The organism is Sphaerothrix gracilis Ecp01, assembly GCF_030405905.1.
GTDB classification, from domain to species: domain Bacteria; phylum Cyanobacteriota; class Cyanobacteriia; order Phormidesmidales; family Phormidesmidaceae; genus Sphaerothrix; species Sphaerothrix gracilis.
Genome location: NZ_JASATW010000017.1, coordinates 61597 through 74127, shown reverse-complemented (window position 1 = coordinate 74127; position 12531 = coordinate 61597). Strand labels below are relative to the sequence as shown.

General features: G+C 53.0%; 7 protein-coding genes and 1 riboswitch. Of the genes, 4 read left to right on the top strand and 3 right to left on the bottom strand.

Annotated elements, in window-relative coordinates:
• Window positions 1-437: 437 nt before the first annotated feature.
• Both QJQ48_RS18485 and QJQ48_RS18480 read left to right on the top strand, forming a co-directional pair.
• Complete coding sequence (locus QJQ48_RS18485) at window positions 438-1673, top strand: type IV pilus twitching motility protein PilT (RefSeq protein WP_346292725.1); 1236 nt, start codon at window positions 438-440, stop codon at window positions 1671-1673.
• A gap of 5 nt (window positions 1674-1678) precedes the next feature.
• Window positions 1679-2449: a circadian clock KaiB family protein gene (locus QJQ48_RS18480; RefSeq protein WP_346292724.1), complete on the top strand. Its 771-nt coding sequence runs from the start codon at window positions 1679-1681 to the stop codon at window positions 2447-2449.
• 5 nt (window positions 2450-2454) lie between these two features.
• Here the strand turns inward: QJQ48_RS18480 and cofG are convergent, their stop codons facing one another.
• Complete coding sequence (gene cofG / locus QJQ48_RS18475; RefSeq protein WP_346292776.1) at window positions 2455-3426, bottom strand: 7,8-didemethyl-8-hydroxy-5-deazariboflavin synthase subunit CofG; 972 nt, start codon at window positions 3424-3426, stop codon at window positions 2455-2457.
• Between the two features lie 110 nt (window positions 3427-3536).
• Window positions 3537-3632: riboswitch (TPP riboswitch) on the top strand.
• A gap of 323 nt (window positions 3633-3955) precedes the next feature.
• Here cofG and thiC point away from each other — a divergent pair.
• Window positions 3956-5335, top strand: a complete 1380-nt coding sequence (gene thiC / locus QJQ48_RS18470; RefSeq protein WP_346292723.1) for a phosphomethylpyrimidine synthase — start codon at window positions 3956-3958, stop codon at window positions 5333-5335.
• A gap of 105 nt (window positions 5336-5440) precedes the next feature.
• Here the strand turns inward: thiC and psaB are convergent, their stop codons facing one another.
• Window positions 5441-7660 carry a photosystem I core protein PsaB gene (gene psaB / locus QJQ48_RS18465; RefSeq protein ID WP_346292722.1) on the bottom strand — a complete coding sequence of 740 codons (2220 nt, stop codon included), beginning with the start codon at window positions 7658-7660 and terminating at the stop codon, window positions 5441-5443.
• Window positions 7661-7685: 25 nt separating this feature from the next.
• A complete protein-coding gene (gene psaA, locus QJQ48_RS18460) occupies window positions 7686-9941 on the bottom strand; it encodes a photosystem I core protein PsaA (RefSeq protein WP_346292721.1) in 2256 nt (751 codons plus the stop codon).
• 506 nt (window positions 9942-10447) lie between these two features.
• On the opposite strand from psaA, the gene QJQ48_RS18455 reads away from it, so the two are divergent.
• Window positions 10448-12352, top strand: a complete 1905-nt coding sequence (locus QJQ48_RS18455; RefSeq protein ID WP_346292720.1) for a hypothetical protein — start codon at window positions 10448-10450, stop codon at window positions 12350-12352.
• Window positions 12353-12531: the final 179 nt, after the last annotated feature.

The following is a 12531-nucleotide window of genomic DNA, read 5'->3' as shown; positions in this document are numbered from 1 at the left end:
TGAGGTGTCACTTAGAAGCCAGTTGTCCTCAAGCGCAAAGGGCAAAACCTTAAAATCTTGAAACTTAAGACGCTGAAAGTGTTTGAGTTCGCTATGCTAAGGCTCAGTGTGGTGACCAGTCTGTTTGCCAATGCACATGTTGGGCAGAGACCAGTAGAGTTACGGTTTGGCGAGGAACTAGATGGAATCGCGCCTTGACGCTGTTGGAGATAGGCTTAGCCGCCAGGGATATTTTTTCTCTGCGGGCTGTGATGGCAGTGATGTCTCTGCGACTAGAAGGCTAAATAGCTGGTTTTGGCAGCAGCCTGCTGGGAATTTTGGGCCGATTGAGCGTAAGTTTGAAGTGAGCCGCTCACTTTTTTGTTAGCCTTGGGCAACCTATGAACCATCGCAATCGAGTAATTTAGCGTTTAGCAGATTGTTGTAAGGGAACCTCTATGACAGATTCCAACCGTCCGCCCGCTCCTCCTCGGATGTCACCTCCCCCGCCGCCGCCAGGACGTCCACCAGCGCCGCCACCGCAGCATCAGCGTCCGGCGCCGCCTGCTGGGCATCGAGCAGCCGCGCCGCCGCCAATGCCTTCAACCGCGGCGGGAGTTAAGGTCAACAGCAGCGGGATGACGCTGGGCAAAATTGTCCGCGAAGCTTTCGATAAAGGCTACTCAGACGTTCACATCGGCGTAGGAGAGGTTCCTCGCTTTCGCGATCGCGGTCAGATTTTAATGACTGACTATCCGGTCACAGACGAAAACACGTTTTATACCTGGCTAGAGGAAGTGCTTAAGCCAGATGAGATTCAAAGGTTTAAGCAGACTCTAGACTTTGACGGTGCCGCTCAGTTCGACTTCACGCGGGTGCGAATCAATATCTTTGATTCGCTGCATGGCCCAGCATTGGTGATGCGTTTGATTCCGGTCAAAATCTTGACGATTGACCAGCTCAATCTGCCGCCCGTCTTCAGAGATGTCTGTCACTATCACAAAGGGCTAATTCTGATTACCGGGCCAACAGGATCAGGTAAGTCAACTACCCTGGCAGCCATGATTGACTACATCAACAAGGAGATGCCTCGCAATATCATCACCATTGAGGATCCCATTGAGTTTGTCCATACCAGTCAGCGATCGCTGATCAAGCAGCGGGAAGTCGGCATCAATACCCTCAAGTTTGACAATGCCCTCAAGGCCTCGCTGCGGGAAGATCCCGACATCATCCTCATTGGTGAAATGCGGGACAAAGAAACGGTCAACACCGCCCTGAAAGCGGCTCAAACCGGACACTTGGTAATGGGAACTCTGCACACCAACAGCGCTATCAAAACCGTAGAGCGGATTTTGAACCTCTACGAGCCGGATCAGCAAGGGCCAGTGCGGGTTTCAATTGCGGAATCGCTAGTTGCTGTGATTGCCCAGGGGCTGTGCCGCACTACTGATGGTAAGCGGGCTGCCTTCCACGACATCATGATCAACACAGACGCCATTAAGGACTACATCATGCGAGGCGAACTCGATGAAGCGGAAGCCCTGATTCCCAAGTGTACTTTTGATGGCATGTGTACGATGAATCAGTCGCTCTATGCTCTTTATGAAGCCGGGCGGATCACGGAAGAGGTGGCCCTAGAAATGTCACCTCGTCAGAACGAAATGGCGCAAATGCTACGGGGCCGGATTTAAGCGCTGTGAGTAACCCAGCTGACGTCTCTCCTCAAGCGTTTAAAGGTATTGCCTTGTTTACGCCGGGGGGGGACGTTGTCTATTGTATTGATCCTCAAAAACAGGCTCGCTGGCACCTACATCTGTGCGCAACCCTGCAGGATCTGCTGGGTCTAGCCGAACCGCCCCATTTTTTACTTCCCTGCTACACGGCTACGCTGGATGTTTGGATTGATCTGCATACCCGGCAACCGCGTCAATATGCCGAAGCCTATCTGCCCGTCTTCAAATATCGGCCTCTGCTAAGTGCCCTATTCAACCTGGAATGGATAGACTGGCAGCCTGTTTTGCAACCAGAGGAAGCCTGCAATCCCTTGGTGATTGAAAGCCATCGCGCCCGGTTTCCTCCTCTATGGGAAAATCATAATTTAGTCTTCGAGGTGAAGCTGACAGATTCTCCGGCGGGTTCAGCCCCGGCTGGACTGCCCCCGGCTAAGACAGCCCCTCAAAAACCCTCAGGGTTTGTCTTTCGGCTTTACATCGGGGGACAGGACACTCAGACAGCGACCATTTTGGGAAATTTGCATCACCTTTTGGATCAAACTATGCAGGATCCTTACACGCTGAAGGTGGTAGATGTCAACAAGCATCCCGACCAGGCAGAAGCCGATCATATTTCCGCCACACCAACCCTAATTCGGGTCTGGCCTCGCCCCACTAAACGCATTGTCGGTAGCCTCAATGCCTTCAGCAATCTGGACAATTTGGCCCAAATCCTAACCCAGACGCGCAGCTAAGAAAACTAACAGTCGGCTAGTTTCCCTCGCCACTGCTTGACGGCAGAGTGTAGTTTGTGAGAAAGCCAATCGTCATACTGAGGGTAAATGGGGAGGCGGGGGCGGAGCTGCCAGCCCTGAACCTTTAGCAGCTTTGAAAGATGAGGCGGTTGCAGGTGGGGATAGTCGGGATTGACCTCGTCTTTAGGGCCAATACCGCCTAGATCGCGGATACCAAGGTCTAGGCAAGCTAAGAGGGTTTCGTCGCCCTCTAGCAGATTGGGCGGAATTTGCAGCGTGATATCAGTAGGTAATACCTCACGGGCTAGAGCGATCGCCCTTTGCAAGCGCTCAATCTCTATTTGACTTCTCGCTTCTAGCTGCGTTTGTCCGGTCTGATGGGGTTGTAGAATTACTTCTTGAATATGGCCCCACTGCTGATGCGTCTGGGCGATCGCCGCTAAGGTCTGCTGCCAGTCTGCCTCAGTTTCGCCAAGGCCCAGCAGCAGTCCGGTGGTGAAGGGAATCTTCAGCTGACCTGCCCAGGTAAGCTGCTGTAGCCGCACCTGAGGCAGTTTGCTGGGAGCGTAGCGATGAACTGTTTCAAGCAGCTTGGGGGTGAGCTGCTCTAGCATCAGGCCCATGGAGACATTGACCTGTTTGAGATACTGCATTTCCGCAAAGCTAAGGGGACCAACGTTACTGTGCGGCAGAAATCCCATCGCCAAAGCTAACTCGCAGAGGTCGTAAATATGCTGCAGCCAGGCCCGCCGCCGTGGGCTTTGAGGGTGAATCTCACCGCTGAGAATTAGGATTTCAATCACGCCCTGCGATCGCAAAGGACTCAAAATTGCGCTAGCCTGCTCCAGCGCTAGCCACGGACTCTGACCCGGATCGCGGCGAAAGTTACAGTAGGTGCAGCGGTTAAAGCATTCGTAAGTCGGAACCAGAGTATAGGCAGGGCTATAAGTAATTTCGCGCGTAGCGATCGCCATCATGGACTTGCTTTGCAAATGAAAAACTCAAAAGGTTCTATTCACAATTTAATTTACGCTGCATAAATCAACATTACGCAATCCCCTGCCGCCTAACGGAGGTGCTACAATCATCAGCAAGCTAGGGGTGTCCGAGTAATCGGGCTGAGATCATACCCTCAGAACCTGACCTGGTTAACACCAGCGGAGGGAAGCGTTGATTGAGGTATTACACCGAAGCGACGAACGAGGCGTTCTGACCGCGATAAAGCAGATTTGCGCTTGGAGCGAGTCGAAGACTTACCAGATGATCCTGGCCGTAGCTATAAGAGAGCTTGCTAGCGAATTGCGATCGCAATCTGCTGGCAAGACAGGTTCTCTATGGCTGATTACGGGACTGTAAATAAGTGTCTAGAGCGAGGCTGCAGGACTGTGTTTTCTGCAAAGTAGGCGATCGCTTTAAGCAAGCAGCCCCTAGTGCCTCCGTGTGAGGGGGGACTGTTTTGCAGCTTCAAACTATTTTTCCGCATTCTGACAACCGAGGAATTAATTCATGAGAAGTCAATGGATTGCCAAGCGTCGCGGTCAGGCCAATGTTAGCCAGATGCACTACGCCCGTCAGGGAGTGATTACCGAAGAAATGAACTACGTGGCTCAGCGCGAGAACTTGCCGCCGGAACTAATCCGTGACGAGGTCGCGCGGGGGCGGATGATTATTCCAGCCAATATCAATCATCCCAACTTAGAGCCAATGGCTATTGGCATTGCTTCTAAATGCAAGGTCAACGCCAATATCGGCGCTTCCCCCAACTCCTCAGACATTCAGCAAGAGCTAGACAAGCTGCGGCTCGCCGTTAAGTATGGGGCTGATACGGTCATGGATCTCTCTACCGGCGGCGGTAACCTCGATGAAATTCGCTCGGCCATTATTCAGGACTCGCCGGTTCCCATTGGCACGGTGCCGATTTATCAAGCATTAGAGAGCGTACACGGGGATGTAGCCAATCTCAGTGCTGATGACTTTCTGCGGATAATTGAAAAGCATGCCCAGCAGGGAGTGGACTATATGACCATCCATGCCGGAATTTTGATTGAGCATTTGCCCTTGGTGCGCCATCGCCTCACGGGGATTGTCTCGCGCGGGGGTGGCATTCTAGCTCAGTGGATGCTGCATCACCACCAGCAAAATCCGCTCTACACCCACTTTGATGACATCATCGAAATTTTCAAAAAGTATGATGTTTCCTTCAGCCTGGGAGACTCGCTACGACCAGGCTGTCAGCATGACGCTTCAGATGAGGCTCAGCTAGCTGAGCTAAAAACCCTGGGCCAGTTGACTCGCCGCGCCTGGGAACATGACGTGCAGGTGATGGTGGAAGGCCCCGGCCACGTGCCAATGGATCAGATCGAATTTAACGTGCGCAAGCAGATGGAAGAGTGTTCGGAAGCGCCCTTCTATGTGCTAGGGCCGTTGGTAACAGATATTGCCCCCGGCTATGATCACATCACCTCAGCGATTGGCGCGGCGATGGCTGGCTGGTACGGTACCGCCATGCTCTGCTACGTAACGCCGAAGGAGCACCTGGGTCTGCCCGATGCCGAGGATGTTCGCAACGGTCTGATTGCCTACAAAATTGCGGCTCATGCGGCGGATATTGCCCGTCACCGTCCTGGTGCCCGCGATCGCGATGATGAACTTTCTAAAGCCCGCTACAATTTCGACTGGAACCGCCAGTTTGAGCTGTCCCTCGATCCTGACCGGGCGCGGGAATACCATGATGAAACCTTACCTGCCGACATCTATAAAACCGCAGAATTCTGCTCCATGTGTGGCCCCAAGTTCTGCCCCATGCAAACTAAAGTAGATGGCGAGGCACTCACCGAGCTAGAGAAGTTTCTAGCCTCTCAAACAACTGCCAAAGCCCAGGTGTAATGACCGCAGAGAGTTCTCGCATCTGACAGCTCAAAATCTAATACAAAAGAAAACCCCCTCAAGCGATCGCCTGAGGGGGTTTAACCGATTAGTTAATCGCCTACGCTAGCCAAATCGACTAGACGTTGAGGCAATCAGGAAGGCGGCGTAGGTAAGGATGTAACCCACAGTGAAGTGAGCTAAACCAACCAGACGACCTTGAACGATCGACATTGCCACCGGCTTATCTTTCCAGCGAACCAGGTTAGCTAGCGGGGTGCGCTCATGTGCCCAAACTAGGGTTTCGATGAGTTCCTGCCAGTAACCCCGCCAAGAGATCAAGAACATGAAGCCCGTTGCCCAGACCAGGTGTCCAAAGAGGAACATCCAGGACCAAACCGCTAGGTTGTTCATGCCATACGGGTTGTAACCGTTGATCAACTGAGACGAGTTCAGCCAGAGGTAGTCGCGTAGCCAGCCCATCAGGTAGTTAGACCCTTCATTGAACTGAGCGACGTTGCCTGACCAAATTGCCAGATGCTTCCAGTGCCAGTAGAAGGTAACCCAACCAATGGTGTTAAGCATCCAGAAGACTGCCAGGTAGAAAGCATCCCAAGCAGAGATGTCGCAAGTACCGCCACGACCAGGGCCATCGCAAGGGAAGCTGTAGCCGAAGTCTTTCTTGTCCGGCATTAGCTTAGAACCGCGAGCATCCAGCGCGCCCTTGACCAGGATCAAGGTGGTGGTATGCAAGCCGAGGGCGATCGCGTGGTGAACCAGGAAGTCGCCAGGGCCGATGGTCAAGAACAGGGAGTTGGCTCCGCTGTTGATTGCATCGAGCCAGCCATCAAGGTAAATCCCGTTGGCTGCTCCCGTCGCGACGCTGTCAGGATTAGACAGCAGCGTATTGAAGCCATAAAGCGCTTTACCAGAAGCAGCTTGAACCCACTGAGCAAAGACAGGTTCAACCAGAATCTGCTTCTCAGGCGTACCAAAAGCCTGCATCACGTCGTTGTGGACGTACAGACCTAGGGTATGGAAGCCCAAGAACAGGGAAACCCAGCTCAGGTGAGAAATAATCGCTTCCTTATGCTGCAGTACCCGGTCCAATACGTTGTTTTCGTTGGCTTTGGGATCGTAGTCCCGGATGAGGAAGATTGCTCCGTGAGCAAACGCCCCCACCATGATGAAGCCAGCAATGTACTGGTGGTGAGTATACAGAGCCGCCTGCGTGGTGTAAGACTGCGCCATGAAGGCATAGGGAGGCAGCGCGTACATGTGCTGCGCCACTAGAGAAGTGATTACACCGAGAGAGGCCAGCGCCAACGCGAGTTGGAAGTGCAGAGAGTTGTTGAGCGTATCATACAAACCCTCATGACCTTTACCTAGCGCACCGCCGAAGGGCGTTCCCTCAGGAGGGCGGTGAGTTTTGAGGATTTCCTTAATGCTGTGACCAATACCGAAGTTCGTCCGGTACATGTGGCCAGCAATGATGAAAATCACTGCGATCGCCAGGTGGTGGTGAGCCATATCCGTCAGCCAGAGAGACTCCGTCTGAGGATGGAACCCCCCCAAGAAGGTCAGAATCGCCGTTCCAGCGCCTTCGGAAGTACCAAAGACATGGCTCGCCGTATCCGGGTTTTGAGCGTAAACGCCCCAGTTACCCGTGAAGAAGGGAGCCAAACCTGCGGGGTGAGGCGGGGTAGACAAGAAGTTATCCCAGCCCACATGCTGTCCGCGAGATTCGGGAATAGCGACGTGTACCAAGTGACCCGTCCACGCTAGAGAGCTAACGCCAAACAAACCCGCTAGGTGGTGATTGAGGCGAGACTCTGCGTTTTTGAACCAGGAAAGGCTCGGACGGAACTTGGGCTGAAGGTGCAGCCAGCCTGCGAACAGGAAAACTGCAGACAAAATCAAGAGGAACACCGCACCGGAATACAAATCATTGTTGGTGCGCATACCGATGGTGTACCACCAGTGGTAGACCCCAGAATAGGCGATATTCACGGGGCCGGAAGCGCCAGCTTGGGTGAACGCATCCACCGCAGGCTGACCAAAGTGAGGATCCCAAATCGCATGGGCGATGGGCTTCACGTTGAGTGGATCGGTGACCCACTGCTGGAAATTACCTTGCCAGGCGACGTGGAAAAGATTACCAGAGGTCCACAGGAAGATGATTGCCAGATGGCCAAAGTGAGAAGCAAAAATCTTTTGATAGAGATTTTCCTCCGTCATGCCATCGTGACTTTCAAAGTCATGGGCAGTGGCAATCCCATACCAGATTCGACGTGTTGTCGGATCCTGAGCCAAATCCTGGCTAAACTTTGGGAATTTAGTTGCCATATGTCTTATCGAGTCCTCCGCGCTCTTATCCTACTGCAATAATTCGAGCCAGGAAGAACGCCCACGTAGTGGCGATTCCTCCTAGGAGGTAGTGCGCTACTCCAACAGCCCGACCTTGAGTAATGCTCAGAGCGCGGGGCTGAATTGCCGGAGCAACCTTGAGCTTGCTATGCGCCCAAACAATTGACTCAATTAGCTCTTGCCAGTAACCACGACCGCTAAACAGGAACATGAGGCTGAAGGCCCAAACAAAGTGAGCGCCCAGGAACATCAAGCCGTACGCAGATAGGGCTGAACCGTAAGAACCAATCACCTGAGAAGCCTGAGCCCACAGGAAGTCGCGCAACCAACCATTAATCGTGATTGCACTGGTTGCAAAGTTACCTGCCGTGATGTGAGAAACCGAACCGTTAGCGGAAACAGTCCCCCAAACATCCGACTGCATTTTCCAACTGAAGTGGAAGATTACAATCGACAGGGAGTTGTACATCCAGAAAAGACCGAGGAAAACATGGTCCCAACCAGAAACCTGGCAGGTGCCCCCCCGACCTGGACCATCACAAGGGAAGCGGAAGCCTAACTCACCCTTGTCGGGGATTAGACGAGAGCTACGAGCGAACAGGACGCCCTTGAGCAGAATCAGCACGGTGACGTGAATCGTGAAAGCGTGAATATGGTGCACCATGAAGTCTGCCGTCCCCAAGGTGATCGGCATCATGGCAACCTTGCCACCCACTGCGACAACATCACCGCCAAAGACTGGGCTAACACCAGCTAAAGCATTAGGCGCAGTAGAACCTGCGGCTGCCGCGTGTAGGTTTTGTACCCACTGGGCAAAGACAGGCTGTAGCTGAATGGCGGAATCAGAGAACATGTCCTGAGGACGACCCAGAGCACGCATGGTGTCGTTGTGAATGTAAAGACCAAAGCTATGGAAGCCCAGGAAGATACAAACCCAGTTCAGGTGGGAAATAATGGCATCACGGTGACGAATCACCCGATCCAATAGGTTGTTGACGTTATTGGACGGCTCATAGTCGCGCACCATAAAGATGGCAGCGTGAGCGCCCGCACCGACAACCAGAAAACCGCCAATCCACATGTGGTGGGTAAACAGCGATAGCTGCGTCGGATAGTCTGTGGCCAGGTATGGATAGGGCGGCATGGCGTACATGTGGTGGGCCACGATGATGGTCAGCGAACCCAGTAAGGCCAGGTTAACCGCCAGTTGCGCATGCCAGGAAGTCGTCAGGATCTCATAGAGTCCCTTGTGTCCTTCACCTGTGAAGGGGCCTCGGTGGGCTGCGTGCATTTCTTTAATGCTGTGACCAATACCCCAGTTGGTGCGGTACATATGGCCAGCAACAATAAATAGAACCGCCAAAGCCAAGTGATGGTGAGCAGTATCGGATAACCACAGACCACCCGTGACCGGGTTCAGGCCGCCCTTGAAGGTCAAGAAGTCAGAATAAACTGACCAGTTCAAGGTGAAGAAAGGCTTCAAGCCTTGGGCGAAGCTGGGATACAGCTCAGCCATCAGGCTTCTATCCAAAATAAATTCGTGAGGTAGCGGAATATCTTGAGGGGCTACGCCAGAATCTAGAAGCTTATTAATGGGCAAGGAAACGTGAATCTGATGTCCTGCCCAGCCAAGGCAGCCCAGACCTAGCAGACCTGCTAGGTGGTGGTTCAACATCGATTCAACATTTTGGAACCATTCCAGCTTGGGTGCCCGCTTGTGGTAGTGGAACCAACCAGCAAACAGCATCAAAGCTGCCATTACCAGACCGCCGATGGCAGTCGCAAATAGCTGGAACTCATTGGTGATACCAGAAGCTCGCCATAGCTGGAAAAAGCCAGACGTAATCTGAATGCCTTGGAAACCACCGCCCACATCTGCGTTAAGGATTTCCTGGCCGACAATCGGCCAAACAACCTGTGCGCTGGGCTTGATACTAAGGGGATCTGCTAACCAAGCTTCATAGTTAGAAAAACGAGCGCCGTGGAAATACATACCGCTCAGCCAGACGAACACAATGGCCAGGTGGCCAAAGTGCGCGCTGAAAATCTTGCGGGAAATATCTTCTAGGTCGCTGGTATGACTATCAAAATCGTGAGCGTCGGCATGGAGATTCCAAATCCAAGTTGTGGTTTTGGGACCTCGGGCTAAAGTTCGGTCAAAGTGCCCAGGCTTGGCCCACTTCTCAAAGGAAGTAGGAACTGGGTCTTTGTCAACCAGGATCTTTGCCTTTGCCTCCCGCTCGCGCGGGGTAGTTGTCATGGAGACTCTCCTCTCTCTAGACAAGAACGAGATGATCTCAATCCGAGTTTTATCAGTCGCATCCTTCTAACGCAGGTTAGAAAAGCGGTTGAAGGACATGACCCATCGGGAATGAGTGCTCTTGAGCATTATAGTCGGGTGATCTGACCTTTTTTTAAGCAGGTTAACAATAATTCAATCTGCGAAAATCCTGAGTACATCAGGCTTGCAACGCTAAGGGAAGCACGAAATTGATAGGCGACAGGCTTTCCATTAACAAATCTCAATAACATTCTTTGCGGAGCACAAAGAGTCAATAAGTCTCGTAAGATTGCAGGTATTTCATCTCATAAATACTTATCGCTTCCTTAAGCTGCGCTTATCAGGTATCAAATTGCGGCCAATCCGTGAGAGGGTTGCTATGAGAGTCTTTAGCCTGGGCAGGCTGTGGAAAAATTGGCAGTCTGCTTGTGATGTTCTATAGATAGGGTTTGGGCTTTGTGAGTCAGAACAAAAAGGTAGCTAGGATGAATTGGCGACAGCAAGGATGGCGGTATTTATTAAGCTTTTGGCTAATATTAGGGGTCGCTTTGGGGGGAGTCGGCTGTAGCGATCGCCCGTCTGCCCCCCAGCAGCTCCTGAGTGAGCCAACAGAGCAGCCTAACCGCCTGGCAGGGGGGATTTCAGAAGTTTCACCGCCTGAAACCGTTCAGTCTTTAGGTCAGCTCTTAGAAATCTACCAGCCCCAAGTCAAAATCACAGCGCCTCGCCCCGATCAGGTGTTTCAGAGCCAATCTGTCTCGGTGCGGCTGCAGGTGCAAGACTTGCCTCTATTTAAAGATGAGGCGCTGGAACTGGGGCCGCACTTGCATCTGTTTTTAGACGATCAGCCCTATCAGGCTGTTTACGATGCCAGTCAGCCAGTTACGCTGACAGACCTGTCTCCCGGAACTCATACGCTGCGGGTGTTTGCCTCCCGTCCCTGGCATGAAAGCTTCAAAAACCAGGGAGCTTACGATCAGCTCACCTTCCATATATATGCGAAAACGCCAACCTACCAGTTCGATCGCGATCGCCCCTTGCTCACTTACAGCCGCCCTCAAGGCAGCTACGGGGCCGAACCGATCATGCTGGACTTCTATATAAATAATGTGCCGCTGCACATGATTGCCCAGGAAGATACAGAGGACGATATTCCTGACTGGCGGATTCGCTGCAGCGTCAACGGCCAGAGTTTTATCTTTGACCAGTGGCAGCCCATCTATCTCAAAGGATTCAAGCCGGGTAAAAACTGGGTACAGCTAGAGCTAATTGACGAGCAGGGCAGCCCTATTGCCAATACGTTTAACAACACGGTGCGGGTAATTGACTATCAGCCGGGGGGCAGCGATACCCTGTCGCAGCTCGTGCGCGATGAGTTAGATATTGCTGCGATTAAGGGCATTATCGATCCAACTTATGAGCCGCCAGCCGAGCCAGCAGCGCCGCCAGTTCCCGCCGAGCCTCCGGTTGAATCGATTGAACCTGAAGTCCCTGTAGTACCAGAAACACCGCCGACAGCCACTGAACCCGAAGCCACCGAGCCCGAAGTGGCTGAGCCAGTTTCCCCGGTTCCCGCTCAACCCGAACTATCTCCCCAGACAGAAGGTGGACAGGCAGCGCCCGACAAATCGCAGCCCAAATCGCCTGAGACAGACCAAAAGCTGCCGGCACCAGAGGCCCCCGACAAGGCACCTCTACCGGAAGAAACCCTAGAAACTCCAGCCGATTTCCGTCTCCGGCCCGTACCTGATGAGCCGCCTGCTAGTGAGGCACCAGCTCTAGAGCCGGAGGTTGCTTCGCCTGATGTCTCGCAACCCTCAGCAAAAGCTGTAACTGAGACGCCGGAGCCTGCCGCCGCCGAAGCTGAAATCCTGCCCCCAGCGGCTCCAACCGCCAACCCTCAGGAAAAGCGGTCTGAGCGATCGCAGCCATCAACACCTACAAAAGCTCAACCTCAGTCTAAAACGGCTGTCCCGACCCCAGAGAAAACGGTTGATTCAGAATCTCAGCCTGCTACTACAGACGAAGCTGAGGTGAGTGTTCCAGCAGCCGAGCGACTGCCGAAAAGCTCAATCAAGCCAGAACTTCCTGAGCCGTCTGATATGCCGGTCGAGATTATTGAAGGACTGCCATCAGAACCTGAGTCGGAGCCAGCCCAGCCAATGGAACCAGACGATGTCTCTGCAGTTGACTCCCGACAGTTTTTCAATCGATTCCGCCGCTTACGACAGCGCCTGATCGAACCTAAGCTAGCTGTACCCGATGTGGCCCCTGAGGCTCCTGCTCCTATTCCTTCGGCGCTAGAGCCTCCCCTAGATGCGGCCAGTTCACCTTCCCCTGAACAACCTGTAGACCTGCCGACTGAGGTGGACTCTGGCCGTTCCGACTAGCCCTATCGCGGCTAGAGGCCGTCAGCTTTCCTGACTCCCCCTAACTTCAACCTAAAAAAGGCAGCCAGTTCCGCAAGCTGACTGCCTTTCTGGCCTATTGAAATGACCGACCTAAAAATGTAGGTTGGGCCAATAACGGAAAGCTCAACAGAATCCTTGTCGATGTCGGGTTTTGTTAT